This window comes from Rhodoferax sp. GW821-FHT07F03, assembly GCF_059418745.1.
Map to the genome: position 1 here is coordinate 1 of NZ_JBWKQM010000004.1, position 26,185 is coordinate 26,185.

Consider the following 26,185-nt stretch of genomic DNA (forward strand, 5'->3'; position numbering starts at 1 on the left):
GCTTGACGGCTCGAATTCGCTCTTCGTATGAATACATGAACTACCTCCAAGTAGTCCAAGTTATTGTCCGCACCCCCAGCTGGTCAAGATTGGATCGACTCTAACACTCAGGTAGACCAGCCTATGGAGGCCGAGAGCTGCGTCTTGTCGGCGTAGACCATCAGGGTTTCCAGTTGAGCCACTTCGATACCCTGGACCAAGGCCTGAGCCACGATCTGCACTGCATCAGCACCGATCTGGCGGCAGGTGATCTCGAAGGTGACATCCTGTTCTGGCAGCACCGGACGTTTGAAGGCACAGCGCCGCACCGATGCCAACACGCCGATGCGTTCGCTGGGCAATGACTGCACGTAAGGATCGGCGCTCAGCAATCCAGCACCCGCAAGTTGGGTCACGGATTCAATCAGCATGACTCCGGGTACCAGAGGATAGCCGGGGAAATGTCCCCGGATCATCGCGTTGTCCAGTGACCAGTTGGCGATTGCCGTGTAGACGCGTGGGCCCCGTGCGATCAACTGCTTGCATGCGAATATGGGGCCGCGATGGGGAAGCAGTTTTTCAATCGCCGTATGGTCCAGGGTGAATGGAAACTCGGGAATGGGTTGCGTCATGGTGCGGTAAACCGACGTGCCACCAGGGACACATTGCTGCCGCCGAAGGCAAAGGAATTGGACATCACCGCTTCGACGTGACAGTCGTGGCGGGCCCGAAGCGGGATGTAGTCCAGATCACATTGCGGATCGGGGTTGTCGAGGTACGCAGTGGGTGGCAGGGAGCCACTGTTCAGTGCCTCGATGCTCAGCGCCAGCTCCAGGGCACCGGCCGCGCCGATAAGATGCCCGTGCATGGATTTGGTCGAACTTACTGCCACCTGCCGAGCGGCACTGCCAAAGGCTTTGTGGATGGATTGGGTTTCAATGACGTCACCGGCGACGGTTGCGGTGCCATGGGCATTGACATACTGAATTTGTTCTGGGGCTAGGCCGGCTTCCTGCAGTGCTTGCTGCATGGCATGGACTTGGCCGTCGATGCTGGGCGCTGTCAGGTGCTGTGCGTCGCTGCTGCAGCCGTAGCCGGCCAACTCTGCGAGTACTTGGGCTCCGCGCTCGGTACTGCGGGAGGCGCTTTCGAGGACCAGGGCTGCAGCGCCTTCGCCAATGGCAAAGCCGTTTCGATCCTTGGCAAACGGGCGGCAGCTGCGAGAGGGGTCGTTGGCGTCAGGCCTGGCCATGACGCGCAACGCGTTCCAGCCCAGCATGGCGCCAGGATTGAGCATGGCTTCGGTGCCGACCACCACCGCTGCGTCCAGATAGCCATGGCGAATGGCCCGATAGGCCTCGCCGATGGCTATAGCCGAGGATGCGCAGGCTACCGAATAGGTGTTGCTGGGGCCGTGCAGTCCGTAACGCATGGAAATGGCTGCAGCGGCGGCATTGGCCATGATCCGTGGCACCGTGAGCGGATGCATGACGGTGGGGTCTTTGTGTTTCAGGCTGGGGTCGGACAGCGTCTTGTAAAAACGTGCATACAGGCTGTCACTGGTTTGCGAACCGCCAAAGCCGATGCCGACGAAGACGCCAATGCGTCGTGAATCGGTCGGCGGATAGGCAAACCCGGCCTCTCTGATGGCCTGTGCGGTGGCTACGAGTGCAAATTGGGTGGCACGGTCGAGTCCCTGGTCAGCTTGTTCCAGCAGGGTTTCCGGGGAGACGCTGGCCTGCGCCACAACGATGTGGGGGAGCCTGGCGGCGATATCTACGGGGCAGGCTCCAATGCCGCTACGTGCATCCAATGCGGCGGCAAATGCACTGGCCTTGTCGGCACCTAGAGGGCAAATGATGCCGGAGCCAGTGACAACTACTTTATTCACTGCGCGTTGATTAGTTTTTGGTAGCCTGGAGCTTGCTGTGTTCCTGGACCATGGTGTTGATGGCCGCAACCATTTCGGCAAAGGTCATGGGCAGAAAGACCATGGGGTCCGGAATCTGGAAACCGTATTTGTCTTCGACTTCAAACAGCATTTCGACCAAACCCAGGGAGTCCAGTTCGAGATCGGCAACTTTCAATATCGGATCTTCAAATTTCTTGGGATCAACACCCGCCGTCTCCACTAAATAATTCTTGATTTGATCAAATAACATGCTGGCTACTAGTGTGACATTGTGGTGATGAATTGTATCGGAGCCGGGCTCAGCGAAGGGAGGCCTGAAAACCGGGCCGCTGCATCGATCCGCTCGCGCGCCCAGCCGTCGTCGGATGATTTTCCTGGATTATTCCGACGGTTTCAGGAATTTCACGTGCTTTAGAATCAAACGCTTCTGCACACCGCTGTGTGCGGCCCAGGTGATTTGTTGAGGAGGATCACACTGGAAACAATAACCAACTGATTTCACTCGCAGCATTCATGAGCAAGGGGCCTGGTCGTAGAGTTGCTGTCACAGGCGTCGGAATGGTGAGTCCCTTTGGTGGAGACACCGATGACTTCTTCGCCAGTATGTTGCGCGGCGATTCCGCTATCCGTCTTTACGAGCATCCCACCTCGCCATCCCGGTTGGTGCAGCCTGCGGTGACCTGCGCCCAGTTTGACGCTAAAGCGTCGATTGGCCATTTGATTGCCCATGTGGCTGATCGCTATAGCCAGTTGGGTGTGGCGGCGGCGTTTTCTGCCTGGGATGACGCCGGTTTGGCGCGCGAAGGGGCAGGCTCTGACGAATACGGTGTGTCTTGGGGCACAGGCACAGGTGGCATGCTGACGTACGAGAAGGGCTACGGAGACATGTACCTGCGTGGCAAGCAGCGGGTCTCCCCCTTGTCTGTGCCCATGGCGATGAACAATGCGGCCGCCTCTCATATCGCCATGGCTTTGGGCTTGGGCGGTGCCTGCCTCACCTATTCAGTGGCCTGCGCTTCTTCAACCGTTTCCATTGGCGAGGCGTTTCGGCGCATTCAACGCGGTGAATCATCCCTGGTCGTCGCCGGTGGCTCCGAGTCGCCGCTGGCCTTTACTATCATGCGCGCCTGGGAGGCCATGCGCGTGGTGGCAACAGGTGATGAACAAACCGCGTACCGTGCCTGCCGCCCCTTTCAAAAAGGGCGCAAGGGCCTGGTGCTGGGCGAGGGGGCTGCCGCGCTGGTGCTCGAAGACTGGGAGCATGCGCAGCAGCGTGGCGCCCGCATCTACTGCGAGCTGGCCGGGTTTGGGCAAAGTTGTGACCATACACACCTGGTGCGCCCCGATGCCCAGGGGCAAGCCAGGGCCATCGGGGCGGCGCTGCGTGAAGCTGAACTCATACCGTCACAAGTCGGCTATGTGAATGCCCATGGCACGGCCACCGTGGAAGGCGATCCGGTTGAAATCAATGCACTCCGGCTGGTCTTCGGTGCCCATGCAGAGCAGTTGGCGGTGAGTGCCACCAAGTCGATGCATGGACACTCGCTGGGTGCGGTCGGTGCGATCGAAGCGCTGATCACCGTGCTGGCATTGGCCCGGCAGGCGATCCCGCCCACCGCGCATCTGGAGCAGGTTGCCGAGGACTGCCAGGGGGTTCGCCATGTGATGGGCGGCGCCCTGCTGGATGTACCGCTGCAGGCGGCCATCAGCAACGCCTTTGCATTTGGGGGCAGCAACGCCGTCCTGGCATTTCGTGCGGTCGGTTGATGATGTTTAACGCTTGTTGGATACTGCTTTTTTGATGCTGTTTTTTCGCTATCTGTATGCTGCTGCTCGCCTGCGTTTCGCACTTGCGATACTGGGTGTGGGGTGTTTGACCTGGACCGCTCTGGCTTTGCCCTTGAGCCTGGTCTTGCCAAGCCGTTGGGGCATGTGGGCGGGGCGCCGCATGGCCACACTTGGGTTTCGGGCCTACCTTTGGCTGTTGGAAGTCATTGATCTAGCGCATTTCGATATTGTTGCGCTGGACGCCCTACGCGGCGCCGGTCCTTTGATCCTGGCTGTCAATCACCCGGGCCTGCTGGATGCGCTGATGGTGTTGTCCCGGCTGCCGAATGTGACCTGTATTCTCAAGGCCTCGCTGATGCGCAATCCCTTGTGGGGGGCTGGTGCCCGTCTGGCGGGATACATTCGCAACGATCTGTTTCTCGGCTCGGTCAATCTGGCGGTGGACGAATTGCACCACGGCAGTCAATTGCTGTTGTTTCCCGAAGGGACGCGCAGCGATCCAATGCCGCTGGGAGAGTTTCATATCGGTGCGGCCTATGTGTCCTATCGCTCCGGTATTCCGATTCAGACCATCATCATCGAGCAGGACAGCCGGTTTTTGGGCAAGGGCTGGCCATGGTTGAAGCGACCCGACATGCCGATGCACTTTCGCATCCGTCTGGGCCGGCGCTTTGATCCACCAAGCAATCCCAAGGCATTCACGGTGACCCTGCATGATTATTTTCGCAGTGAAATCACGCCTCTCTCCGGAGGAGCCTGATCGATGCACACCGAGCGCATATTGCCGTCCACCAGCCACCTGGTGCTGATCCCCAGCTACAACTCCGGCGTCCGAGTCTACGAGACTGTGGCGCAGGCCCGCGCGCACTGGAATCCGGTGTGGGTGGTGGTCGACGGCAGTACCGATGGCACCGCCGTCGTCCTGCTGGAAATGGCCGACCTGGACGACGGCCTGCGGGTCTTTGTGCTGCCGCAAAACCAGGGCAAAGGGGCGGCTGTGTTGCATGGACTGGAACAGGCCGCGCAACAGGGTTTCACCCATGCCTTATGCATGGACTCCGACGGGCAGCACCCGGCGAATCTCATCGAAGCCTTCATGCATTGCTCCCAGGCGACACCCGCGGCCATGGTGTTAGGTGTGCCGGTATTCGATGCTAGCGCGCCGGCGTTGCGCGTCCAGGGGCGCAAGATATCCAACTGGTGGGCAAATTTGGAAACCTTGTGGGCGGGAATTGGCGACTCGTTGTACGGCTTTCGTGTTTATCCGGTGGATCCGTTGCGCGCCGTGATGCGGGGCCAGCGTTGGATGCGCCGTTTTGATTTTGATCCCGAGGCCGCCGTGCGCTTGTGCTGGCGCGGTGTGGTGCCGGTCAATCTGCCCGCGCCGGTGAAGTATTTGCAGGCGCATGAGGGTGGGGTTTCCCATTTCAACTACCGTCGCGACAACCTGCTGCTGACCTGGATGCATATCCGTTTGATGATCGGGTTCGCGCTGCGCCTGCCGGCGCTGATCATCAGAAAACTGAGTGCTTGAATCGGCCAGAATCTGCAGAGGCATATGTCCATAACAGTCTTGGCCCATCTTCTTCGCGAACGAATTTCCTGGCGTAAGCCGCCCAGGGTGCCGGAACCTGACCTGGTCATGGAAAGTGTGGCGCAGACCTCGTCTTTTGCCCAGGCCGGCGAACAAGACGGGGCATTGGCGTTTCTCTATTTGTACAACGCCTTGCAGATTAGCGCGGTCCTGCAGCCGGGCGATCGGGTGTTGGATCTGGCGTGCGGCCCGGCCCAGCAGCTGATGCAGATTGCGCGCCTGAATCCTGGCGCGCGTTTTGTCGGCCTGGACGCGTCGCCCACCATGCTGCAGTGTGCGCAGGGCGCGCTGGCGAATGCGGGTGTCAGCAATGTCGAACTGGTGCACGGCGACATGATCCGCCTGACCAAGCTGGAAGATGCCAGCATGGACTGCGTGATTTGCACCATGTCCCTGCACCATTTGCCAGACCAGGCGGCGCTGCACGCCACGGTGCTTGAGATTCGCCGCGTGTTGAAGCCGCAAGGGCGCTTCTACTTGACGGACTTCGGGCGACTCAAGCTGATCCGCACCCAGCGCTTCTTTGCCGATGACCTGCGGCAGTCGGTGCAATTCACCGAGGACTACTTCAACTCCCTACGGGCCGCATTCAGTGTGGAAGAGTTGTCGGCTGCCGTGGCACCGTTGGGTTTGGACATGAAACGCCATGTGACGGTGCTGGCGCCGTTCATGGTGGTGTTCAAAAGCGCATTCCAACGCCCGATAGATGCGCAGACGCTGCAACGTGCCAAGGAGACGTTTGCCAAGCTGTCGGCTGCGCAGCAGGACAATTTTCGTAGCCTGGTCACATGGTTCCAGCGCAGCGGCTACGCCTTACCCTGCGACCTTGAATAGGAGTGGGAGGCAGCGGCGCCTAGCGCGTTGAACACCGGTTGGGCATACAGCTGCAAGAGCGCTTCGCGTGCTGCAGTGCTCGGCAATCCCATGTTGGTCAACTCCGCCACCTGGCTGGCAATCAGGTCCATGAATGTTTGCGCGTAGGGGGTGTCCAGGTCCCAGTTGCCCCGGGTCAGCAGGGAATGGGCGATCTGGTTGCTGTCCCAGACGCGATAAATGTTCCAGATTTGTGCATCGATCCGGTCCGTGACTTCCTGTACTACGTCGGCGCCAGGGGCGTCGTCCAGGCGGATTTCTTCGCCAAACGCCAGGTGGACGTGGCCCTTGTCTGCGACCAGGCTGTCACGGATTTGCGCAACGTCTTCGCCTGCGGACTTGTTGTACTCACCGCATGTGCGTCGCAGCAGTGTTTCGCGCACCTTCTGGATGGCACACGGCTCGAATTCGTAGGAGGCGGCAACCGGCACGATGTGTAGTTTTTCGAAATCCGTGTAGGTCCGTGCACCGGCTAGACCCAGCATCTTGATGATGGCAGGGTCGGTGTGGTCGTTGCCGTCCTTGGTGCGTCCGGGGCTTTGCGACAACCAGATCGAATAACGCTGTTCATCGATTTGCCGAGCCAGGTAGGCCGCCACCTGCCGGGCGTTGGCATAAACATCACGGCGTGCGCCATTGCGCTTGATGACCACACCATTGAGCAGCAGCATCAGCTCGGAAACACCGGGTGTGGTCATCAGATTGTCGCCAACACAGACCTTGCAGGTGCCACGTCCGCTGGCCAATAGGTTCAGCGAGACCAGCGCGGCATCCATGACGATACAGCGGTGGTTGGAGATGAACAGAAACTTGCGATCGATCGGGAGCCGGTCCAACCCAGAAATACTCAGGCCTTGCGAGGTTTCGCGCAGGATGCGCTGCAGCATCGGATTGACATAGGCGAACTGGAAGTCCTCTGTGCCGCGGAAGGCATTGGTCTGCTCGATGACGGCCTGTCGGGAAAGACCAGGAAAACACCAGCGCAAGATGGTGTTGGCAAGCGGGCTTGCAAAAAAACGTTCTCGGCTGTCCGCAAATTCGACGGGACTGTCCACTGTGCGCTGGGTTGTTGCGTTCAGGTTTGCAGCGTTCAGGTGACGGGCTTGCATCCTGTGGGGTAGGTTAAACCATACCGCCGTTGACCGAGATGATCTGGCCGGTGATGTAGGCCGCACTGTCCGAGGCAAGAAACCGCACCAGCGCCGCAACTTCTTCCGGTTTGCCCGCACGCTTCATCGGCACCAGGTTGGCAATGGCGGTGCTGTCAAAGACGTCTTTGGTCATGTCCGAGCTGATGATGCCGGGGGCGACGGCATTGACCGTGATGCCGCGTGTGGCCAACTCCAGCGCGAGTGACTTGCTCGCTGCGTGCAGCGCGCCTTTGGCGGCGGCGTAGTTGGTCTGGCCACGGTTTCCGGTAATGCCGGCAATCGAAGAAACACTGATGATGCGGCCCCAGCGGCTGCGGATCATGGGCATCGACAGCGGTTGCGTGACGTTGAAGAAGCCATGCAGCGAAACGTCGATCACGCTGTGCCACTGCTGGCGCTGCATGCCGGGAAATACCGCATCGTCGTGGATGCCCGCGTTGTTCACCAGTACCTGGATCGGTCCGTCCTCCAGCAGGGCTTCCAGTGCGGCCTGGGTGGCGCTGCCATCGGTCACGTCAAACTGAACGGCCTGCGCCGAGCCGCCGCTGCTTTTCAGTTCGTCGCACAGGCTTTGGGCGCTGGCGAGGTTGCGGTTGGCATGGACGATCACATGCAGGCCATCGGCTGCGAGGCTGCGGCAGATCGCCGCTCCGATGGCGCCACTGCCACCGGTGACCAGGGCGCACTTCATGGATGTTGACTCCGCGTAGTGGGGTTGATGTCGCAGACCTCTACGCCGAGTCGCAGCGTGTCCAGGTATTCCAGCGTCACCGATCCGCTGCGAGCCTGCGCCAGCAGGGCCAGCAAGGGCAGGCTGCGTGCCACCGGAATGCGCAGGCGCAGCTGCTCTAGGTCGTCTTCGGGCATGCGCGTCGCGGTGGTATCGCCAAATGTCAGCTTCAGTAGTGCGCGGGCGGTCGGCGTCTGGCGGGGGTTGAGAACCAGGGCCACACCCATGGCAGCGGGGATCGGCCGCAGACGCTGCAGGGGCTCGGGATATGCCGTGTCATAGGCCAGCAGCAGGCAAGGTTTGCCACTGCTGATGGCTTGGGTGGCGGCTTCCAGCAGGCCGGCGGCGAAGGTGGCATCAAAGGCGCTCAGGCTGGTGCTGGGCTCCATGCTGCCGGTGGCGATGCCCCAGTAGCCGGACGCTGCGTTGTGCACCGAATTGTGGAAGCGGGTCGGGGACAGGGCGCGGTCGGGGGAGGCCAGGGTTTCCAGGATGGCATGGGCGTTGTCGCAGTCGGCTTCCGTCGAGGAAAACACCGTGGCCAGTTGGGCCAGATCAGCTCCGGCATGGTTTGCCGCCGCCAATCCGATGGCCATGGACAGCTTGACGGGCGTGCCGACCCGCCGGCGTTCGGCGGGAGGCAGCTTTTCTACCGCGGGCAATGCCGTAGGCGCCGCGACATAGGCTTGTCGTCCGGTCAACACGTCGCAGGCTTGTTCCCAGCTCGTCAGGCCAGGCCCGAGAAGTCCTACACCGTCGAGGTAGATGTTGTGCGTGGTCATCTGTGATCAATCGCGCTTTGCATCTGTGGTCTTCTCTCCGTCTACCGTGGTTAGCCAATGATTGTAGGTGCTGGCACCTGCAATCAATCCGAGAAGGAGGCGTGTGGTCTCAGGGTGTGTGCTGCGCATCTACGCGTTCCCGCGTCAGAATGGCGGCAAAGACCAGGGCCAGAAAAGCGCCCGGCGCCACGGTGCTGCCGATGGCTGCGAGTACCGGTACCTTGGACAGGCCCAGCAAACCAAAACTACCCACCGACGTCAGGTTGGCGACGAGCAGGGCGACTTGTGTTTGCTGCCGATAGGAGGCGCTGCCGGTCTGTGCGCCGCGGTCGAAGAACAGGGCGTAATTGGAGCCGACGGCAACCACCAGCAGCAAGCCAACCAGATGCAGGATGGTCAACTGGGTGCCTTGTAGCAGCAGGACCGCGGTGACGCACACCACGGCACAAGCCAGCGGAGCGGCCACCCGCAGTGTGCGAACCCAGGAGCGCAGCGAAGCCATCAGCAGCGCGAGGACGAAGAGGCAGCCCAGGCCCGCCAGCCACAGGGCCTCGTGGCGATAGCCATCAAACAGGCTGCTGGACTCTTCCAGCATGTCGATTACGACGGCGTCGTTCAACCCCTTGGCGCGCAGCGCAGCATGCACCTGGTCCAGCGGGATGTTGTCCGCCAATGGGCCTTCGTCCATGGGTCGCACGGGCATCAAGACCAGGTAGTCCGACGCGCGCGGCACCAGCATCGAGTCCACCATCAGTGCCGCCGAGGTGCCATCCAGATCCACGCGCTGCAAGGGCGGGTGTTGCTTTGCGGTTTGCAGGTCGACCAGGAACGCGCCCAGACGCTCGGCCCGCACCGGCAAGCCTTGCAGCGCTTGCTGCAACCGGGCCTGTGCCTGTGCCTCGTCGGGTAGTGCAGTTTGCCTGGCACGCTGCATGGCCAGGCTGGGCAGTACCGTGGCGGGGGAGTTGAAGCCGGCGATTACCTGCTCTTTCGCCAGGCCTTGCAGCACGGCGCCAGCCGTTTCGGCCTGTTGCAGCGCGGTTTCCTGGTTCTTGGCTGTCAGCGCCATGATGTAGCGTGTATTGGTTCCGCCCAGGTCGCCGCGCAGTTGTTCGTCCGCCCGCTGTTCGGACTTTGGCAGCGGATTGAGGCCGGAGAGTTGGCGGTTCCAGATGCTGCCGTGGTGCAGCAGCACGGCGCTGGTGGCTGCCAGCGCCAACACGGCCACCGGCCAGCGCAGCGCGGCGGCGCGCCCGATGGCGTGATCGAGCCTGGCGGCAAGCTGGCTGAGGTCGCGCAAGGCCAATTGCTGTGGTGTCAGCACCGGCAGCACATAACGCGTGACCAGCACGGCAGCTACCAGGCCGCTGATGGAATACAGGCCCAGCTGGGCGAGGCCGGGGAAGCTGGAGCACAGCAGGGCGGCAAAACCGGCGATCGAGGTCAGCACGCCAAGCCAGATGGTGCGCCAGAAACTGCCCGAGATCTGGCTGCTGCCGCGTTGCAGGAAGAAGTAGATCGCGTAGTCCACTGCTTCGCCGATCAGGGTGGTGCCGAAGCCCAGCGTCAGGCCGTGCACCTGGCCAAAGCCCAGGCTCACCGCGGCAATGCCGACCGCCACCCCGGACAGCACGGGCAGCAGGCTCAATACCAGCAGCATTGGTGAGCGGTACACTGCCAGCAGCAGGCAAACCACCAGCACAAAACTGGCGGTGGCCAGGCGCCCGACCTCTTCTTCAATGGTGTTGCGCGAGGCCGCCGATGACACACCGGCACCGCTCATCACCAGGCGGGCGTCCGCACTGCGTCCAGGCAGCGCGCTAAACAGGCTGCGGGCCGTGCTCACCGCCTGGGACTGCGCTTCGGTGTCGGACCCGGCGGCCTGGGTAAAGGCCAGCAGCAAGGCGCGTTTTCCGTCGCGCGAGGCCCAGGCGCCGTTGATGTTCTGTGGTTGGCTGAGGCCGGAAAACTGCTCCAGCAGTTGCAGGGTTTCACCCGTGGGGTCGCGCGCGAACAGGCGCTTGATGGCCATCCCCGCATCGCCGGACAACGCGTCGATGGAGCTGCTGATCGCTGCGTGCAAGCCGTCGACCTCGAAGCGCGCGGGAGTGACTGCCGGGCTGAGCAGATAGCGGTTGTCGAAGAAGTAGGCGCGGTCATGCTCCTGGGTTTCTTCTTGCCCGTTTTGCACTGCGACAAACAGGCCGGTCTGCTGCAGCTCCTTGGCAAGGGCGCGTGACAGGCGGGCGCGTTCAGCGGCATCCCCACCCTCGATGCCCATCATGATCAGCCGCGCCACCGCGCCATGGCGCAATTGGTCGATCAAGAGTTGCTGGCGCGCGTTGGGCGTGCGGGGCATGAATGCCGATAGATCCGCCACGAAGTGGGTTTGCACGATCACCAGCAGGCAGGCCAGCATTCCGGCCAGCCAGAGGACGAGCGGCAGCACATGCTGCTTGTTTTTCATGGTGCTGGCTCCCAGAATTCGAAGAAATTGAACCAGTTGTAGGGCGCTGCCTTGCAGTGCCGCTCCAGCGCCGTGGCGTATTTTTGCAAACTGTCGCGGACCGCCTCATCGCGCTGCTTGCGTGTGACGTTGGCAAAGTCGGCCAGCGGCTCGAAGTGCACCTCATAACGATTTCCGCCGCAGTACAGTCCGGTCATGAAGTAGACCGGGCGCCCCAGCATGGCCGCCATGCGAAAGGGGCCGGTGGGGAAGCGTGCCGGTGCTCCCAAGAATGGCAGTGTGAGGTATTGGTCCGGGCCGGTCGCACGGTCGGCCAGGACGCCGACCAGGGCACCGGTTTCCAGCTTGTGGTGGACGGTCAGCATGGAGTCGATTTGGCCCAACGCAATGATGCCGGTGATTGCATCTGGATTGATAGCCGCCAGCGCGCGATTGAGCTGCCGGGCATTTTCTGGGTACATCGCAACGCAGGAGTCGAGATGGTTGCTGCGGCTATGGGCCAGCAAGACTTCGAAGCTGCCCATATGCGCGCCGAACAGCAGCATGCCGTGGTCCTTGCCCCTGCCCTGGTGGTCGATGATCGGCTCTGCACCAAACACCTGGATGTCAAACAGATTGACTTGGCCGTTGAGCAGGTAGAACCGGTCATGGATGGTGCTTGCAAACGCCAGGATGTGTCGGTACAGATCGACCCATGTAGCGGGGCGCTGCAGGGCTCGAGTGAGGTAGCTGCGTGAAGCCTTACGGGCGGTTGGTGCGGCCAGCAGAAAGTACAGGGCAATGCCATAGATTACGACGCGCGAGAGACGGCGTCCAAAAATCAAGGAAATGCGACTCATCAGCTGGAGCAGGAAAAAGCTGCCGCGCTCCTTACGCTGCATCCACGCCGGCTTGTCGTCAAGCTGTTTGGAAGTGTTTGGTTCGCTCATGCGGCGGAACTTGGCGGCAAGGGAAAGCGGCCGCTGGCAATCTTGCGGGCTGCGCTGCGGATTTCGAAGCGCACTGTGGAGACGCCGACTTCAAAGTCGAGTTCGAGTGCATCCGCGGGGGTAGCAGGGCTGTGGAATTTGGCTTCGGCCAGGGCCTGGACCTGATGGCCAAGTCGGGCTTCAATTGCTGTTTGCGCCCAATCCAACAGCAGCACGCCGGGCACGATCGGGCGCCCCGGAAAATGGCCCGGGAACGCCGGGTGGTCCGCGGCAAATGGCAGGGGTACGACGGGCATCTCAGGTTTTCGTGGCAAGGTGTTTGGCACGCAGTTCGGTCAGGGTCGATGCGGTAAGTTTTCCATTGGCGTCGCGCGACAGGGTCGCAAGAAAGACCAGGGGCCGAGGTAGAAATACCGGGTCCACATGCTGGCGCAAGCTGGCCATGATGGTTGTGCTTGTCAGCGAGGGGGCCACGACAAAGGCGATCAGCCGCGGTGTTTCGTCGGCCGATGCGCTTTCGTGCATGCAGAAAACGCCGTCCTCCACGCCGGGCAGACTGAGCAGGAGCTGGTTGAGAAACGCCAGAGAATTGCGTTTGCCGACGATGTTGATCATGTCCGAGTTGCGACCCAGCAGGCGGAAGCGGTGTGGACTCAGCAGCTCCACCACATCGTTGAGTGTTTGTGGTGCGTCGAAGTGCTCGGCATGGGCGCAGGTCTGGTCTTGTCCCTGATCCTGTCGCAGCGTAATGCCGGAATAGGTTTCCCATTCGGTTCCCTGGGTCGGACGCCGGGTCGCCAGCGCACCGGTTTCGGTGGAGCCGTAAATTTCCACCATGGGCGCGTTCAATTGGGCTTCGACCTCCTTGGCCAGTTCCAGTGACAGCGGTGCCGTGGCCGACAGCACGGCGCTGACGCGTGGCAATGGGATCTGCGCGTCCATCAGCTTGCGCAAGTGAAAGGGAGTGGAAACCAGCAGGCGTGGCTCGGGCAGTTCGGCCAGAGCGCTGGCTACGTCGGCCGGAAAGAATGGTTGCCGCGCGCTGAACTGACCACCTCCAAAGATGGGCAGCAGCACCGTCGCTTCTAGTCCAAACATGTGCTGGGGTGACACGGTGCCTAGCACCGAGCAGGGGCCGCCGGCGGTCTCCCACATGCGCTCGGCCTCGGCAATGGCGCACTTGTGCATGCGCCAGAAGGTCAAGGTATGGGCCTGCGGCTTGCCGGTCGAACCCGAGGTGAAGATGCGGGCGATCTGCTGGGTACGCGGTATCAGTGGCATTTCCAGGGGGGCGTCGTATGCCGACGTGGCCGCCTGCGGAACCACCACATTGGGCATCTGCGCCAACACCGGTGTGACCTGCTCGTCTAGGCAGATGGCGTCGGGGAAGTCGGAGTACAGCGTAGCCATGTTTTCGGGGGCCGTGGAGTTCTGCAGCAGGCTCACCATGCCGCGGCTGATGGCTGCAAACAGGGCGACCGAGAACCAGTAGCGGTCCTTGCACAGGTTGAACGCATGTCCGGTCTGCGGCAGTTGCGCAGCCAGGGCCAGGACGTCACGCAGGAACTCGGCCTGGCTGACCGGGCGCTGGTTGCGGTAGGCGATGGTGCGGGTGGCCAGTGATTCGGGTAGGGGTAGTAGGGGCAGCGTATTCATGGCAGGGGAGCAAGGGGATTCTGGTGGGCTGCCGGGGGCTTGAGCATCACGCCAGCACGGCCACGCAGCAGCAGGCGGTCACCGCAGAGGATGCTGAAGTCATACAGCAGGCTCACCTCGTTTCCCGATATGCGGCTGGCCTGGACCGTGAGCTTAGGGCCCGCATCGTCCAGCCTGGGTGCCCACCATTCCACGTTGCGCACACTGGTGAGGTAGCCGACTTCCGGGAGTTGGTCCACCGGAGCCAACAGGGCGCCATGCACCGCCATGGCCTGCGCCGCATATTCGATGCCGGCGCTGATGGGCAGTCCGTGCGCATTGCGCAGCGGGTTGCCGGGTGCCACGTGGCTGTGAGCGCAACACTGGATCTCGGAGTCGTTCCAGTGTCTGACCGCTTCCAGCAGGCACATGCTGCCCTGGTGTGGAATGTGATGCTGAATCCAGGTCCGGTCGATCTTCATGGTTGCAGCGTGACGGCAAGGTTGAGCCCCTGCAGGTATTCGATCATCAGATTTTGCGGTTGCTGCATGGCCAGGGCCGACAACAGCGGCAGTGCGCGCGCGGCGGGCACGTTGCGGCGCATGGCTTCGAGGTCCGGGGTGGGCATGGTGTGGGCGGCTTCCTGGGTCAGCGACAGCGTCAGGCGGCACTGGGTGGTGGCGCTACGTTCCGGTGTCAGTAGCAGGGCCATGCCGAAAGGGTGTGCGACGCCGCTCAGAGCATGCAGGGGTTGCGGATAGGGCGTGTCGAACGCCACCAGCAGACCGGGCTGGGCGTTGCTTCGGATCTGGCTGGCGGTTTCCAGCAGCGCGGCACCAAAGCCGGCATCATGCGCGCTCAGGCTGGTGGAGGGCTGCCGGCTGCCGGTGGCAATGCTCCAGTACCCGGCTGCCGCGTTGTGCACCGAATTGTGAAAGCGGGTGGGTGAAATGGCCCGGTCACTTGATGCCAGGGCTTCGAGGATCTGGTGGCAGTTGTCGCAATCGCCGGCACTCGATACGAACACCGAGCTCAAATGCTGCAGATCGATCGGCGACTGCAGGGCCGCGTCATAAGCAACCGCCATGGCCAGCTTGACTGTGATGCCCAGGCGACGGCGTTCCGCCGCCGGCAGGGAGTCGACGCTGGGCAACTGCAAAGGCCTCGCATGGTAGGTTTGCGGCGCGGCGAGCACGGCACGGGCGTGTGCCCATCCATCGAGCCCAGGTGCATATAAACCGACGCCGTCAACAAAGACCTGCAGGGCTGTCATGCCCTTTTCCTGGAGAACAGCAGACTGCAATTACTGCCGCCAAAGCCAAAGGAGTTGCTCAGCGCGTGGGTAATTGCCAGTTCCTGGTTCGCCAAAAGGTAATTGCAATGCAGGCGTGGATCGAGGGTACTGGTGCCGGTGCCACCAGGCAAAAAGTTATGACGCAGTGCCATCGCGCAGATCACGGCTTCCACGCCGCCGGCGGCTCCCAGGGTATGACCGGTATGGCCCTTGGTGGAGCTGCATGGGGTGGTCGTGCCGAACACCGCGGTTACGCCCAAATCTTCGGCGGCGTCGTTGCTGGGTGTAGCGGTGCCATGCAGGTTGATATAGCCAATCTCCTGTGGCTGCAGGCCAGCCATGTCTAAGGCGGCCTGCATGGCCAGGCGCGCCCCGAGTCCCTCGGGGTGGGGTGACGACATGTGGTGCGCGTCGCTGGATTCGCCGACTCCACTGAGCAGGATGTCGTCCGCCTGGGCCTGGTCGGCACGCTCGAGCAAGATGAAGGCGGCGCCTTCGCCAATCGAGATGCCGTTGCGCTCGGCGTCAAAGGGCATGCAGGGGCGGCTGGATATCAGCTGCAACGAATTGAAGCCATAGAGGGTTGTCAGGCACAGGGAATCGACGCCACCTACAACCGCTGCATCGATCAGGCCGCAGCCGATCATGCGTTGGGCAATGCCAAATACCTTGGCACTCGACGAGCAGGCTGTAGAGACCACGTAGGCAGGGCCCTGAATATCGGTGTAGTGGCGCACGAAATCCGCCACGGAAAACATGTTGTGGGTATGCCGGTAACTGTGGCTGGCGGGCAGGGCGCCACTGACAGGGTCGCGCTGGCGATAGGCCTGCTCCGAACTCAGAATGCCCGAAGTGCTGCTGCCCAGGAACACACCGATGCGTTTTCGGCCGTAGCGTTCGGCAGCGGCTTGCACACTCTGCATGAAATCGTCCTGCTCCAGGGCGAGCTGGGCCAGGCGGTTGTTGCGGCAGTCGAAGTCTTGCATGTCGGCGCGCATGGCCATCGCATCCAGGCCGTCGACCTCGCCCACACAGGTGGGCAGGTTCACCGTTTCCCAGGAACGCGCCTGCAGGCCACTGCGCTGTGCGCGCAACGCACTCAGGGTGTCGGCAATGCCGCGCCCCAATGCGGTGGTGGTCGTGAATGTTTTTACTAATAATGGCTGCACGGCAAATTCACATGATGGAACGCTGAAATTTTACTTGACCAGGGTAGGCGTTTGGCCCGCAAGGCGTTGTCAGGCGGGGTGCCTGCGCTCAGTGGCAGCCCACATCCAGAAGTTTCAGTTTCAGGGCAGCTTACAGGCTTGGGCTAGCGTGACAGGCGATAGTCCGCGCGCCCGGATGGCGTCCAGCAACCTGGGGAGCACGCTCACGATCAGGGGCTCGCCCGCAGGCGTGCGTGCGGCATTGCCGTCGTGCAGCAGCAAGATATCGCCGGCGGCGAGTTGGTGGGTCAGTCGCTGCAATACTTTGTCAGGATCTCGCTCCCGTGTATCGAAACCACGGCGCGTCCAACTGGCCAGCTGCAGGTCCAAGCCATGCATTACCGGGTCCAGAAAGGGGTTGCGCAGGCCGGCAACTGCGCGATAGAAGCGCGGCGTTTGGCCGGTGATGCTCTGCAGGATATGTTGACCGTCCAGAATTTCGCGGCGCCAGCCTGTGGGGCCTGAAAGCGACAGGAGTGTCGGGTGGCGTGCCCCGTGGTTTTCAATGCGGTGCCCGGCAGCCAGCATGCTTCGGCACAGTTCTGGATGTGCAGCGGCGCGCTCGCCAATGCAGAAAAACGTGGCGTGGACGCCGTGCCGCGCCAGGATGGATAGGACCTGCGGGGTCACCTGGGGATCGGGGCCGTCATCGATGGTGATGGCCACTTCGGCCAGCTGCACCGCGGCGTTGGGGAGACGCACCAGGTTGGCACCCAGGCAGGTGCTGCGTGGCCACAGGCCGGCAGCGGTCAACATCAGTTGACTCAGTAAGATGGTGGCTGCAGCCCAACGCCATTCCTGTGGGTGGATTACCAGTAGCAACAGTGCTGCGCCATGCAGCGCTAGCTGGATCAGTAGAAACGGCCCGGGGCGCCAGGTGCGTGGCCTCGTGGGGTCGGTCTGCGCTGGCCTTGTGCTGTTCAAGGTGCGATCACTTATTGGAGATCGTCATTTCGAGGCGGTCACCATCGACCTGGTCAAAGGCGATGGTCTTGATGTTCGCGTCGGCACCGCCAATACGGACTTGGCGCACGACCTTGCCTACTGATTTTTGCGCCGGCGTCAGTGCCAGCTGCCATTTGTCTTGCGTGCCGGTGAAGTCGACGGTGTAGTTCTTTTCAAGGGCGGTCTGGTCGCCGCTGAGCGTGCCCCGGATGCTCTCGACCAAAGCGGCAACTTCGGGGTGCTCTTGCAGACGCAGGTTGAGGGGGCGCTTTTCATGCATGGTGACGGTCAGCTTGTCGCCGTCCAGCAGCATGGTTTCCGGGCGTGGCTTGAGGGTGCGTTTTTCCAGGCGGTCGGGTGCATCGAAGGACAGTTCACCGGAAGATTCCAGTGGTTTGTCGAGAATGCCAATGTACTTTTTCTCGATGAAGCTGGCTTTGCTGGAATTCTTTTGGGCCAGCAAATGCATCAGATCGGATAGTGCCCAGTCTCCGGCATGGCTGCTGGCGCACAAGGCCATGCCGGCGAAGGCGGCGAACAGTTGCAGTCGGAGAAGGAATGTCGGCAATGGCATGTCAGCGCTGCTCATAGGATCGATAGGCTTTGATAGTCTGTGCGATGCTGAAGTGGGGGCGGTCAGGCAGCACCCGCACACGAACCAGGTATTCGATGACAAATATCAGCCCGACGATCACAGGGGTGAGCAGGTTGGCGAAGTAGGACCAGGCGGTAATAGGCCCGTAGAAGAACAGGCCCACCGACACCACCCCGCTGGCAACAAAGTACACGGTCCAGATCAGCGTGACTTTCCATGTGTAGCGCATGTAGACCGGATCGGCCGGTCCCTGCAGCATCAGGCGTGTGACGCGTGAGCACAGTGCGTCGGCGTCGCCACCTCCCAGGGTGCTGCCAAAGGTGGTGGCCAGCAGAACCATGGTGCCGGCATGCTGCACGAAATACAGCCAGTTGATGTGGTTGCGCAACTCATCGAGATGCAGCAGCACGGTAAGCGCCAGTGCGGCAAGCAGGGCCAGTGCCAACCAGCGAATGCGGGAATGCCAGGCGGCCAGCAAGGCCATGACCGTCAGCGGTGTGACGCCCAGCGCAAGCATCAGCAAGCTGGGGCGTTCGTCGATGGTCAGCAGGTGGCTGAAAACCAGATATGCAGCGCCTGCGATGGCGATCGTCGCGATCACCAACAACCGCGTGAGCCGGTTCACTTGGTGCGCTTGTCCGCAATATAGGCACTCAGGCTACGCAGCGATTTGAAGATCTTGAAGTTGTCGTCACCTTCGGTCTTCATCTGAATGCCATATTGTTTGGACACCACCAGCGCAATTTCCAGGATATCGATGGAGTCCAGGCCTAAACCATCGCCGTACAAATCGGAGTCTGCTTCGATACTCTCTGGTGCGACCTCAAGATTCAGCGCCGAGACTATGAGTTGTGCAACCTCGTGCTCAAGTTCTGCAATGGTCTTGGCGGCACTGGATGGGTTAGTCATTGTGCAAAAAGGTTTCGTGGAATAATCGGTTCGCGGCGCGACATGGCCTGATACCGGTGGCAGCGCTTCTAGTTAAAGATTCTTGCTGCCGAGTTTGTTGCAATTTGTAGCAATGCGCGATTTGGTCGCTATCACAAATAGCTTTAATTCTAACCCACCAGCATGCCGACCAATTCCCATGCCCAACCTGCTGTTGATTGGCGCAAAAATTTTTTGAATGACTTCTGGTTCAAATTCATTGGCACCAGTGCATTCATGTCGCTTTTCTTTTGGGCTTACTTCTTTTTGCTGAAGAACCCGGCGTTCCCGGTAACCATCATGCCGCTGACGGTGGTGGACCACTGGATCGGTTTTGCACCACTGGCCCTGATTCCTTATTTGTCACTTTGGATTTATTGTTCGCTGCCGGTGACCTTGATGCCAACGCGCACCCGACTGCTTAACTTCGGGTTCTGGATTGGTGCCATGTGCTTGCTCGCCTTGTCTTTTTTTTATTGGTTTCCGACTGCAGTGCCACCGGCCGATATCGATTGGGCGCAGTATCCCCAAGTAGCTTTTCTCAAAGGGGTGGATGCGGCCGGTAACGCCTGTCCATCGCTGCATGTGGCGGCGGCGGTGTATGCGAGTTTCTGGTTGTACTGGTTGGCGTGCGAGGCGCGCCTGGGGTGGCGTACGCAGTCGATTCAGATATTGTGGGGCATCGCCATTTTGTATTCCACCATGGCCACCAAGCAGCATGTGTCGCTGGATGTGCTGGCCGGTGCTGTGCTGGGTATGGTGTTTGCCTTGGGCTCGCGGTGGTTCGATCGCAAGCTGCAGTCAGTACGGCAGACTAGGGGCATGGGCGGCCAAGTTTAAAATTGAAATGTGGCGTTCATGGCGTGCGATGATTGATATTTATCCCATATGGCCTAGCAAGGTGATGAACCCCATGCACATGAGTGGCGGGCTTTCTTTAAACCATGAATGATCACGACATCGCATTTCGCGCTGAACTTAAAGCGCACATTCTTGCCGCTGTCGACAAGGCGGAACCTGTCGGAGGATTGCACGACGACGAGCCGTGGTTCGGCCCTGAGTCAAGACTGGATCTGGATTCGCTCGATGCCTTGCAAATCTCCATGGCGATTCAAAAAAAATACCGTGTGCGCATGCCCGACAGCAAAGACACGCGCCGCGCTTTGGTCTCGCTGAAGACGTTGGCCGAATATCTACGTAGCCACCAACCTGCATGAAGCCGGTGTATCTCCCGGGTCGCGGACTGGCCTGTGCGCTGGGACTGGAGCTGGGGGAGGCGCTGGTGGCGCTGCGCCAAGGCGGCTTCGCTACGGCAAACTATTCATTGAACGGGGAGGGCGCTGCCAGCTATCCTTATTGCGCCATTTCTTGCGTTGGCAATGATTGGAGCGAGCGAGCGCGCGCGCTCGTGCAGCGCGTGGGGGCCGAGGCGGGCGCGCAACAGGCTCGCGGTGGTGCTTTGTTCATCGCCACTTCCTCGTTCGACATCGGGGCCGTGGAACATGGCGCCGCACAACTGGACTACAGCGCGTTCTCCGACAGGATCGCGGCCTGGTTGGACTGGACGGGGCCGGTGTACCTGGTCAACACGGCCTGCACCTCTAGCCTGAATGCCCTGCTCGCTGCCCATGCACTGCTGAGCGTAGGTGAGGAAGAGGAGGCGCTGGTTCTGGGCCTGGAGCTGGACAACCAGCTGACCTTGGGCGGCTTTGCTGCCATGCAATTGCTTTCCTCCAGCCGCAGTCAACCCTTTGGTGCGCATCGCGATGGCCTGGTATTGGGTGAGGCGGTCGCAGCATTGAGGCTTTCTACACGCGAGTCGTCGCGCTGGCAAATGTTGGGCGGTGCGAATGTGGTGGATGGCAAGCAACCGACCGGGGCTTCGGCCGCGGTCGTGGCGAGCATGACCCAACGCGCACTGGCGCAATGCGGCTTGACCACGGACGCAATTGACCTCATCAAGGTACAGGCCGCGGGTAGCCCGGCCAACGATGCGGCCGAGGCGCAAGGGCTGCATGAAGCGTTTCAAGTCATGCCCGCCTTGGTCTCGCTCAAGGCTGCGATCGGACACACCATGGGCGCGTCCGGCGCGGCGGAGATCGCGCTGCTCACCGCCTGCCTGGATCACGGTCACGGTGCATGGCCCACCTATCTGGATACGGTGGATACGACCTTAGGCGTCGATCTGGTCGCGCATCAGCCGGATTCTGTGCGCCGTGTTATGGCGACCATACTCGGATTCGGTGGCAGCCATGCCGCAGTCGTGCTGGAGCGCGCATGAAAGGCCTCTTCATCAGTGGCCGCTGCATCGCCGCGCCGCCCCCCGCAGACTGGCGCGAACAACTGGCACAAAAGCTGGGCGCGAAGCCCCGTCGCATTGGTACTTGGGCGGAGTTGGGGCTGTATGGCGCCTTGTGCTGCATGGCGGATGCGGGTGAAACGACCCTGCCACAGGATGCACTTCTGCTGCTCACCAGCCGGAGCGGCACCCATGCCGCGACCGGCATCGCCCTGGAGCAGATGCGTGAAGGTCTGCCGATGCCGCTGACGTTCTTGCAGACACAGCCGAGCCAGTTGCTGGCCATGGTGTCGGCGCAGTTGAACTGGGAAGGCCATGCCTGCTTTTTCGCGGGAGCGCGGGCACAGGCCTTGCTACGCCTGGCGGAAGCCCAGGCCGGTGATGGCGGCGCGCTGATCGGCTGGGTGGATGATGTGGGCGACGTAAGTAATGGGGACGATGCGAATCGTGGCTCGACGAACTGGGTGCGTCTTCGCCGTGGCGGGCCGCAAACACAGGGTCTTGTTCCTGCATTTTCAGATGCAATGTTCTTGCCTGGTGGGGCGTGATGGGGGGTAAGAATGCCCAAGGGAGCAAGGGGGCAAATGATAAAATTTGTGCCATTTTTCAATCTCCATCAACCAGAGATGACATAACCGTTGCATGGCGCCATTGAACACAATCGAATCCCTCTTCCATGCCCCGGTCAAGCGCATCCTGGTGCTGTCCTACTCGCAGACCGGGCAGCTCGCCGAGATTACGCAGCGTATCGTCGAACCATTGCAACAGGACAGCAGCATCGCCGTCCATATCGAGATCCTGCATCCGGTTGCGCCTTATCCTTTTCCGTGGAGTTTTTTCAGCTTCTTCGATGCCTTTCCCGAAACTGCCCACATGGTTGCACCAGCCTTGCTGCCTCTGTCCCTGAGTGGGGATGAGGATTTCGATCTGGTGATTCTGCCGTACCAAGTCTGGTTTCTCGCGCCATCGTTGCCGGTCACCGCTTTCCTTAAACACCCGCTGGCCAAGAAACTGCTGGCAGGCAAGCCGGTGGTCACCGTCATTGCCTGCCGCAATATGTGGCTGCTGGCGCAGAGCAAGATGAAGGGGCTGCTGGAAGCCTGTGGTGCGCGTTTGCTTGACAACGTCGCGCTAGTCGATCCCAGCCCCACCATGACCACCTTGTTCACCACACCATTGTGGCTTTTCAGTGGCAAGCGCGACTTCCTGCCGGGGCTGCCGGCAGCAGGTGTGGATGCCGACAGCATCAAGGCGACAAGCCGCTTTGGTTTTGCGCTGCGCGACGCTTTGAAAAACGATCAGGAGTGTGGCACTGCGCCCCTTCTCACCGGCTTGAAAGCGGTGGATGCCGATCCGCATCTGCTGTTCAGCGAGAAGGCCGGAACGCGTAGCTTCTACCTATGGGGCAAGTTGCTGCGCGCCGTGGGTGAACCCGGGCAGTTGCGTCGTCGTCCCTTCCTTGTTTTGTATGTCGTTTTTTTGGTCACCTTGATTTTGACCGTTGTGCCTCTGAGCTTGCTGATACAGACTCTCCTGCGGCCTTTCTTGCTACGGCGCTTCGCCGTGCTCAAGCAAACGTTTGACGCGCCGTCGGGTTCCGGTAATGAGAGGATGTCTGTGTATGAGCAATGAGGTTTTTTTGACGCGCACGTCGGCTTACCTGCCACTGGAGCCCGTGGCCAACGACGACATGGAAGCGGTGCTTGGCATGATCGGTGGACGTGCCTCACGGGCTCGGCGTATCGTGTTGCGCAACAACGGTATCCAGAGTCGCCACTATGCGCTTGACCGTGTTACGGGCGAGCCGGTGATGTCAAACGCTGAGTTAGCCGCCAGAGCGGTGCGGGCCCTGGGCGATGTGGGCGCCGTAGACTGCCTGGCGGCCTCCACCTCGCGTCCCGATCAATTGATGCCGGCGCATGGTGTGATGGTGCACGGTGCCTTGGGCTGGCCACGGCTGGAAGTGGTGTCGTTGGCAGGTATCTGCCTGGCCGGTGGGGCGGCCTTCAAGTACGCCTGGCTGGCGGTGCGTGCGGGTGATGCGCAGCGTGCCGTGGCGGTGGCCTCCGAGATGGCGTCGCTTGCTTTGCGCGCTCGCAACTTCGATGCCGAAGCTGAGCACAAAGTCCATGCGTTGGAAGAGCGACCCGAGATCGCCTTTGAGAAAGACTTCTTGCGCTGGATGTTGTCCGACGGCGCGGGCGCCGTGTTGCTGGAGAACAAGCCAAGCGGGCCGCTCAGCTTGAAAGTGTTGTGGGTGGAGTTGTCCTCCGCCGCGCATGAACTTCCCGCCTGCATGTATTCCGGCGCAGAGAAGAACGACGATGACTCCCTGACCGGATGGCAGCTGTTCTCGAACCAGGAGTTGGCGGCACGTTCTGTGTTCACGGTGAAGCAGGATGTGAAGCTGCTCAACGAACATGTGGTGCGCGCCACGCTCACCGAGCCGCTGCGCGAGCTGGTGAAGAAGTACGGGCTGGCCGACCGGCCCATCGACTGGTTCCTGCCGCACTACTCTTCTCTATATTTCGCCGAGCCGCTGGCCGCGGGGGTGGCCGAAGCCGGCTTGAACATTCCCGCGGAGAATTGGTTCACCAACCTGGCCGAAAAGGGCAACACCGGCTCTGCGTCAGCCTTCATCATGCTCGATGAGCTGTTCCGTTCCGGACGTATCCAGAAGGGCCATACCATCTTGATGTTTATCCCGGAAAGCGGCCGATTCTCTAGTGGCTTCATCTTTATGGAGGCTGTTTGATGGACGTGAATGACGTGCCGCAAGAAGGCAACCGTACGCTGGGCAGCCATCGCAAGGCGCTGTATGCCAAGGATGCCTCTGGAAAAATGGTGATTGTTTCCTCGCGCGGCTCGGAGGTGGATGAAACCGTGACTCTGCAGGCCGTCCACAGAATGACCGCGTTGACCGACGACGCCAAACAGCGAGTGCTTGCGGGTCATAGTTCACCGCTGGAGTACTGGATGTGCGCGCGGCGCATGGATGTGCCGCTGCTGTCGCAAATCAGCGGCCTCTGGCAATGGCGTATTCGCCGACACTTCAACCCACAACGTTTCAAGCGGCTATCGCCCAGCGTGTTGGCCCGTTACGCCGAAGCGCTCGGTCTGAGCGTCGCACAGTTACAGGTATTGCCATGAGCACCATCAGTACCGTCGCCAAGAATTTCCAGCATCGGCATGCTGCGCATTGCGAGAGCGGCGCCGCCGCGAACCTGATGACGCACCACGGCGTGAAGCTCTCTGAAGCCATGGCTTTCGGCTTGTCTTCGGCCTTGTCATTTGCCTATCTGCCCTTTGTCAAGCTCACCGGTTTTCCGCTCATTGCGTACCGCATGCCGCCCAAGTTCATCCTCAAGGGCATGCGCAAACCGTTTCAGGCGCATTTCAATTTCGAAACCTTCAGTACCCCCGACGCGGGTATGCGCAGACTCGATGCCTTGCTGGCGCAGGGCAAGGTGGTCGGCCTGCAAACCTCGGTGTTCTGGCTGCCGTATTTTCCTGAAGACATGCGCTTTCACTTCAACGCGCACAACTTGCTGGTGTATGGCAAAGAGGGCGACGACTATCTGATCAGCGATCCGGTAGCGGATCTGCCGCAACGCTGTGCCAGCGCTGACCTGCAGCGCGCCCGTTTTGCCAAAGGTGCGCTTGCGCCCAAGGGCATGCTGTATTGCCTGGAGCGTATCGGCCGCACCGAAGTCAGCGAGGAAGCGGTCAAGAGCGCGATTAAGAAAACGGTGCGCATCATGTTGGGCCCCATTCCCATTATCGGCGTGCGGGGCATGCGCATGCTGGCGAACAAGGTCGCCCGGCTTGACACTTCGGAGCACAGCCTCAACTACGTCGGCAACATCGTGCGCATGCAGGAAGAGATCGGCACTGGCGGTGCGGGTTTCCGCTTTATCTATGCCGCCTTCTTGCAGGAAGCGGCCCAGATCACCGGCCTTGCCGAGCTTGCAGGCTTGTCGGAACGCCTGAACGAAATCGGCGATGGCTGGCGTGAATTTGCCCTGAAGGCGGCGCGCATGATCAAGGGCCGCGAGATCTTCGAGCCGAAGCGGCTGGCCGAGATGCTGCGTACCCAGGCCGAGCACGAGACCGAATTTTTCCGAACCTTGAAGCGCGCAGTGGCCTGATGCTCGCTATCCGCAAGCTGAGCTTTCGTTATCCCTCCGCGGACGTGGCTGCGCTGGAGGACGTGTCGTTCGAGGCCCGGCGCGGTGAAGTGCTGGGCTTGCTGGGCCCCAATGGCGCCGGCAAAACCACGCTGATTGCGCATCTCACCGGGCTGCTACCGATCCAGCAAGGCGACATCACCCTCGATCAACAACCCTTGGACGCGGAGCGCGCCCGCCAGCCGACACGCATCGCCGTGGCGCCGCAGGAATACGCTTTTTATCCCAGCTTGAGCGTGGCTGAGAATCTGGCTTGTTTCGCCGGCGCCGGCAGTTTGTCGGGGCGCGCAAAAAAATTGCGCATCGCCGAGTGCTTGGCGTTCGCCCAGTTGGAGCGCTACGCCACGGTGCGCGCGGATCGATTATCAGGCGGTCTCAAGCGGCGGCTCAATCTAGCCATTGCCTTGCTGCACCGTCCCGAATTGCTGCTGTTCGACGAGCCCACCGTCGGGGTCGATCCGCAATCGCGGGCCTTTTTGCTCGAAGCGATCAAGCAGCTGGCGCAGGATGGCTGCGCGGTGATTTATACCTCGCACTACATGGAAGAGGTGGAGGCCATTGCCGATCGCGTCGTCATCCTCGACCAGGGGAGGGTGCTGAGGCAAGGTGTCTTGAGCGAACTGCTCGCCACCGGTGCTACGCAATTGCAGCTGGTGGTGGAAGGTGATGCACTTGAACGCTTGCAAACCCTGTTGTCTGCATTTGGTGACGTCAGCCCCCAGGGTGCGGGCATGCAGCTCACGCTGGCTTCGCGACGCGATTTCGCCGCGGTGATTGCGGCTCTGGATGCCGCGGGCCTGGTGGTGAGCCATGCACGTTTTGGGCATGCCGATCTGGAACAACTGTTCATGTCGCTGACCCACCATTCTTTGCGGGACTAGGATGAAACC

General features: G+C 61.1%; 30 protein-coding genes. 13 read left to right on the forward strand and 17 right to left on the reverse strand.

What is annotated here, in order from left to right:
* Positions 1-107: 107 nt before the first annotated feature.
* The 3 genes from AC07R0_RS06485 to AC07R0_RS06495 are packed head-to-tail and all read right to left on the reverse strand — an operon-like array spanning position 108 to position 2,141.
* On the reverse strand, positions 108-611 hold the full coding sequence (locus AC07R0_RS06485) for a 3-hydroxyacyl-ACP dehydratase FabZ family protein (protein ID WP_495104252.1): 504 nt from the start codon (positions 609-611) through the stop codon (positions 108-110).
* Complete coding sequence (locus tag AC07R0_RS06490) at positions 608-1,870, reverse strand: beta-ketoacyl-[acyl-carrier-protein] synthase family protein (RefSeq protein ID WP_495104253.1); 1,263 nt, start codon at positions 1,868-1,870, stop codon at positions 608-610. Before AC07R0_RS06490 ends, AC07R0_RS06485 begins: the two co-directional genes overlap by 4 nt.
* Before the next feature lie 10 nt (positions 1,871-1,880).
* On the reverse strand, positions 1,881-2,141 hold the full coding sequence (locus tag AC07R0_RS06495; RefSeq protein WP_495098695.1) for an acyl carrier protein: 261 nt from the start codon (positions 2,139-2,141) through the stop codon (positions 1,881-1,883).
* 263 nt (positions 2,142-2,404) lie between these two features.
* Between AC07R0_RS06495 and AC07R0_RS06500 the strand changes: the two genes are divergently transcribed.
* From AC07R0_RS06500 to AC07R0_RS06515, 4 genes are all read left to right on the forward strand, one after another.
* Positions 2,405-3,658, forward strand: coding sequence for a beta-ketoacyl-[acyl-carrier-protein] synthase family protein (locus AC07R0_RS06500; RefSeq protein WP_495104254.1), 1,254 nt, complete (start codon positions 2,405-2,407; stop codon positions 3,656-3,658).
* A 16-nt stretch (positions 3,659-3,674) separates the two neighbouring features.
* A complete protein-coding gene (locus tag AC07R0_RS06505; protein WP_495104255.1) occupies positions 3,675-4,439 on the forward strand; it encodes a lysophospholipid acyltransferase family protein in 765 nt (254 codons plus the stop codon).
* Positions 4,440-4,442: 3 nt separating this feature from the next.
* Positions 4,443-5,213 (forward strand): glycosyltransferase family 2 protein, encoded by a 771-nt coding sequence (locus AC07R0_RS06510; RefSeq protein WP_495104256.1) that lies wholly within the window; start codon positions 4,443-4,445, stop codon positions 5,211-5,213.
* Positions 5,214-5,300: 87 nt separating this feature from the next.
* Positions 5,301-6,107, forward strand: coding sequence for a class I SAM-dependent methyltransferase (locus AC07R0_RS06515; RefSeq protein ID WP_495104257.1), 807 nt, complete (start codon positions 5,301-5,303; stop codon positions 6,105-6,107).
* Here the strand turns inward: AC07R0_RS06515 and AC07R0_RS06520 are convergent.
* From AC07R0_RS06520 to AC07R0_RS06585, 14 genes are all read right to left on the reverse strand, one after another.
* A complete protein-coding gene (locus tag AC07R0_RS06520; RefSeq protein WP_495104258.1) occupies positions 6,080-7,255 on the reverse strand; it encodes a 1-acyl-sn-glycerol-3-phosphate acyltransferase in 1,176 nt (391 codons plus the stop codon). The genes AC07R0_RS06515 and AC07R0_RS06520 overlap by 28 nt on opposite strands.
* 13 nt (positions 7,256-7,268) lie before the next feature.
* On the reverse strand, positions 7,269-7,988 hold the full coding sequence (gene fabG, locus AC07R0_RS06525) for a 3-oxoacyl-ACP reductase FabG (RefSeq protein ID WP_495104259.1): 720 nt from the start codon (positions 7,986-7,988) through the stop codon (positions 7,269-7,271).
* Entirely contained in the window at positions 7,985-8,809 is an 825-nt protein-coding gene (locus AC07R0_RS06530; RefSeq protein ID WP_495104260.1) for a beta-ketoacyl synthase chain length factor, read from the reverse strand. The genes fabG and AC07R0_RS06530 overlap by 4 nt, the downstream gene beginning before the upstream one ends.
* 109 nt (positions 8,810-8,918) lie before the next feature.
* On the reverse strand, positions 8,919-11,276 hold the full coding sequence (locus AC07R0_RS06535) for an MMPL family transporter (RefSeq protein WP_495104261.1): 2,358 nt from the start codon (positions 11,274-11,276) through the stop codon (positions 8,919-8,921).
* Positions 11,273-12,205, reverse strand: coding sequence for a lysophospholipid acyltransferase family protein (locus AC07R0_RS06540; RefSeq protein WP_495104262.1), 933 nt, complete (start codon positions 12,203-12,205; stop codon positions 11,273-11,275). Before AC07R0_RS06540 ends, AC07R0_RS06535 begins: the two co-directional genes overlap by 4 nt.
* On the reverse strand, positions 12,202-12,501 hold the full coding sequence (locus AC07R0_RS06545; RefSeq protein WP_495104263.1) for a 3-hydroxyacyl-ACP dehydratase FabZ family protein: 300 nt from the start codon (positions 12,499-12,501) through the stop codon (positions 12,202-12,204). Before AC07R0_RS06545 ends, AC07R0_RS06540 begins: the two co-directional genes overlap by 4 nt.
* Position 12,502: 1 nt before the next feature.
* Positions 12,503-13,861, reverse strand: coding sequence for an AMP-binding protein (locus AC07R0_RS06550; protein ID WP_495104264.1), 1,359 nt, complete (start codon positions 13,859-13,861; stop codon positions 12,503-12,505).
* Complete coding sequence (locus tag AC07R0_RS06555) at positions 13,858-14,322, reverse strand: hotdog family protein (RefSeq protein ID WP_495104265.1); 465 nt, start codon at positions 14,320-14,322, stop codon at positions 13,858-13,860. Before AC07R0_RS06555 ends, AC07R0_RS06550 begins: the two co-directional genes overlap by 4 nt.
* Entirely contained in the window at positions 14,319-15,113 is a 795-nt protein-coding gene (locus AC07R0_RS06560; RefSeq protein WP_495104266.1) for a beta-ketoacyl synthase chain length factor, read from the reverse strand. The genes AC07R0_RS06555 and AC07R0_RS06560 overlap by 4 nt, the downstream gene beginning before the upstream one ends.
* A complete protein-coding gene (locus AC07R0_RS06565; protein WP_495104267.1) occupies positions 15,110-16,303 on the reverse strand; it encodes a beta-ketoacyl-[acyl-carrier-protein] synthase family protein in 1,194 nt (397 codons plus the stop codon). The genes AC07R0_RS06560 and AC07R0_RS06565 overlap by 4 nt, the downstream gene beginning before the upstream one ends.
* Positions 16,304-16,423: 120 nt before the next feature.
* Complete coding sequence (locus AC07R0_RS06570) at positions 16,424-17,098, reverse strand: polysaccharide deacetylase family protein (protein ID WP_495104268.1); 675 nt, start codon at positions 17,096-17,098, stop codon at positions 16,424-16,426.
* A gap of 175 nt (positions 17,099-17,273) precedes the next feature.
* The gene (locus tag AC07R0_RS06575; protein WP_495104269.1) at positions 17,274-17,861 is read right to left on the reverse strand and encodes a LolA-related protein; all 588 of its coding nucleotides are present in this window, start codon (positions 17,859-17,861) and stop codon (positions 17,274-17,276) included.
* A gap of 1 nt (position 17,862) precedes the next feature.
* Entirely contained in the window at positions 17,863-18,507 is a 645-nt protein-coding gene (locus tag AC07R0_RS06580; protein ID WP_495098712.1) for a COG4648 family protein, read from the reverse strand.
* Positions 18,504-18,791, reverse strand: a complete 288-nt coding sequence (locus tag AC07R0_RS06585; protein WP_495098713.1) for a phosphopantetheine-binding protein — start codon at positions 18,789-18,791, stop codon at positions 18,504-18,506. Before AC07R0_RS06585 ends, AC07R0_RS06580 begins: the two co-directional genes overlap by 4 nt.
* A 162-nt stretch (positions 18,792-18,953) precedes the next feature.
* Here AC07R0_RS06585 and AC07R0_RS06590 point away from each other — a divergent pair, with 162 nt between their 5' ends.
* The 9 genes from AC07R0_RS06590 to AC07R0_RS06630 all read left to right on the forward strand — a co-directional run bounded on the left by AC07R0_RS06590 (position 18,954) and on the right by AC07R0_RS06630 (position 26,176).
* Complete coding sequence (locus AC07R0_RS06590; RefSeq protein WP_495104270.1) at positions 18,954-19,649, forward strand: phosphatase PAP2 family protein; 696 nt, start codon at positions 18,954-18,956, stop codon at positions 19,647-19,649.
* A gap of 104 nt (positions 19,650-19,753) precedes the next feature.
* Positions 19,754-20,026, forward strand: a complete 273-nt coding sequence (locus tag AC07R0_RS06595; protein ID WP_495098715.1) for an acyl carrier protein — start codon at positions 19,754-19,756, stop codon at positions 20,024-20,026.
* Positions 20,023-21,090 (forward strand): beta-ketoacyl synthase N-terminal-like domain-containing protein, encoded by a 1,068-nt coding sequence (locus AC07R0_RS06600; RefSeq protein ID WP_495104271.1) that lies wholly within the window; start codon positions 20,023-20,025, stop codon positions 21,088-21,090. Before AC07R0_RS06595 ends, AC07R0_RS06600 begins: the two co-directional genes overlap by 4 nt.
* Positions 21,087-21,656, forward strand: a complete 570-nt coding sequence (locus AC07R0_RS06605) for a hypothetical protein (RefSeq protein ID WP_495104272.1) — start codon at positions 21,087-21,089, stop codon at positions 21,654-21,656. The genes AC07R0_RS06600 and AC07R0_RS06605 overlap by 4 nt, the downstream gene beginning before the upstream one ends.
* Before the next feature lie 94 nt (positions 21,657-21,750).
* The gene (locus AC07R0_RS06610; protein ID WP_495104273.1) at positions 21,751-22,740 is read left to right on the forward strand and encodes a dialkylresorcinol condensing enzyme; all 990 of its coding nucleotides are present in this window, start codon (positions 21,751-21,753) and stop codon (positions 22,738-22,740) included.
* Positions 22,730-23,863 carry a beta-ketoacyl-ACP synthase III gene (locus AC07R0_RS06615; protein ID WP_495104274.1) on the forward strand — a complete coding sequence of 378 codons (1,134 nt, stop codon included), beginning with the start codon at positions 22,730-22,732 and terminating at the stop codon, positions 23,861-23,863. The genes AC07R0_RS06610 and AC07R0_RS06615 overlap by 11 nt, the downstream gene beginning before the upstream one ends.
* Entirely contained in the window at positions 23,863-24,258 is a 396-nt protein-coding gene (locus AC07R0_RS06620) for a DarG family dialkylresorcinol biosynthesis protein (RefSeq protein ID WP_495104275.1), read from the forward strand. Before AC07R0_RS06615 ends, AC07R0_RS06620 begins: the two co-directional genes overlap by 1 nt.
* Positions 24,255-25,256, forward strand: a complete 1,002-nt coding sequence (gene darH / locus AC07R0_RS06625; RefSeq protein ID WP_495104276.1) for a BtrH-related acyltransferase DarH — start codon at positions 24,255-24,257, stop codon at positions 25,254-25,256. Before AC07R0_RS06620 ends, darH begins: the two co-directional genes overlap by 4 nt.
* Entirely contained in the window at positions 25,256-26,176 is a 921-nt protein-coding gene (locus tag AC07R0_RS06630; protein WP_495104277.1) for an ABC transporter ATP-binding protein, read from the forward strand. The genes darH and AC07R0_RS06630 overlap by 1 nt, the downstream gene beginning before the upstream one ends.
* Positions 26,177-26,185: the final 9 nt, after the last annotated feature.

Bases quoted from the DNA above. Each gene is read 5' to 3' on its own strand.
- AC07R0_RS06570 (WP_495104268.1), bottom strand. From the start codon at position 17,098: ATGTTGACCGCTGCCGGCCTGTGGCCACGCAGCACCTGCCTGGGTGCC.
- AC07R0_RS06615 (WP_495104274.1), top strand. From the start codon at position 22,730: ATGAGCAATGAGGTTTTTTTGACGCGCACGTCGGCTTACCTGCCACTG.
- AC07R0_RS06590 (WP_495104270.1), top strand. From the start codon at position 18,954: ATGCCGACCAATTCCCATGCCCAACCTGCTGTTGATTGGCGCAAAAAT.
- AC07R0_RS06585 (WP_495098713.1), bottom strand. From the start codon at position 18,791: ATGACTAACCCATCCAGTGCCGCCAAGACCATTGCAGAACTTGAGCAC.
- AC07R0_RS06560 (WP_495104266.1), bottom strand. From the start codon at position 15,113: ATGACAGCCCTGCAGGTCTTTGTTGACGGCGTCGGTTTATATGCACCT.
- AC07R0_RS06575 (WP_495104269.1), bottom strand. From the start codon at position 17,861: ATGCCATTGCCGACATTCCTTCTCCGACTGCAACTGTTCGCCGCCTTC.
- fabG (WP_495104259.1), bottom strand. From the start codon at position 7,988: ATGAAGTGCGCCCTGGTCACCGGTGGCAGTGGCGCCATCGGAGCGGCG.
- AC07R0_RS06485 (WP_495104252.1), bottom strand. From the start codon at position 611: ATGACGCAACCCATTCCCGAGTTTCCATTCACCCTGGACCATACGGCG.
- darH (WP_495104276.1), top strand. From the start codon at position 24,255: ATGAGCACCATCAGTACCGTCGCCAAGAATTTCCAGCATCGGCATGCT.
- AC07R0_RS06545 (WP_495104263.1), bottom strand. From the start codon at position 12,501: ATGCCCGTCGTACCCCTGCCATTTGCCGCGGACCACCCGGCGTTCCCG.
- AC07R0_RS06620 (WP_495104275.1), top strand. From the start codon at position 23,863: ATGGACGTGAATGACGTGCCGCAAGAAGGCAACCGTACGCTGGGCAGC.
- AC07R0_RS06600 (WP_495104271.1), top strand. From the start codon at position 20,023: ATGAAGCCGGTGTATCTCCCGGGTCGCGGACTGGCCTGTGCGCTGGGA.
- AC07R0_RS06610 (WP_495104273.1), top strand. From the start codon at position 21,751: ATGGCGCCATTGAACACAATCGAATCCCTCTTCCATGCCCCGGTCAAG.
- AC07R0_RS06630 (WP_495104277.1), top strand. From the start codon at position 25,256: ATGCTCGCTATCCGCAAGCTGAGCTTTCGTTATCCCTCCGCGGACGTG.
- AC07R0_RS06550 (WP_495104264.1), bottom strand. From the start codon at position 13,861: ATGAATACGCTGCCCCTACTACCCCTACCCGAATCACTGGCCACCCGC.
- AC07R0_RS06555 (WP_495104265.1), bottom strand. From the start codon at position 14,322: ATGAAGATCGACCGGACCTGGATTCAGCATCACATTCCACACCAGGGC.
- AC07R0_RS06605 (WP_495104272.1), top strand. From the start codon at position 21,087: ATGAAAGGCCTCTTCATCAGTGGCCGCTGCATCGCCGCGCCGCCCCCC.
- AC07R0_RS06535 (WP_495104261.1), bottom strand. From the start codon at position 11,276: ATGAAAAACAAGCAGCATGTGCTGCCGCTCGTCCTCTGGCTGGCCGGA.
- AC07R0_RS06595 (WP_495098715.1), top strand. From the start codon at position 19,754: ATGAATGATCACGACATCGCATTTCGCGCTGAACTTAAAGCGCACATT.
- AC07R0_RS06540 (WP_495104262.1), bottom strand. From the start codon at position 12,205: ATGAGCGAACCAAACACTTCCAAACAGCTTGACGACAAGCCGGCGTGG.
- AC07R0_RS06500 (WP_495104254.1), top strand. From the start codon at position 2,405: ATGAGCAAGGGGCCTGGTCGTAGAGTTGCTGTCACAGGCGTCGGAATG.
- AC07R0_RS06520 (WP_495104258.1), bottom strand. From the start codon at position 7,255: ATGCAAGCCCGTCACCTGAACGCTGCAAACCTGAACGCAACAACCCAG.
- AC07R0_RS06495 (WP_495098695.1), bottom strand. From the start codon at position 2,141: ATGTTATTTGATCAAATCAAGAATTATTTAGTGGAGACGGCGGGTGTT.
- AC07R0_RS06530 (WP_495104260.1), bottom strand. From the start codon at position 8,809: ATGACCACGCACAACATCTACCTCGACGGTGTAGGACTTCTCGGGCCT.
- AC07R0_RS06510 (WP_495104256.1), top strand. From the start codon at position 4,443: ATGCACACCGAGCGCATATTGCCGTCCACCAGCCACCTGGTGCTGATC.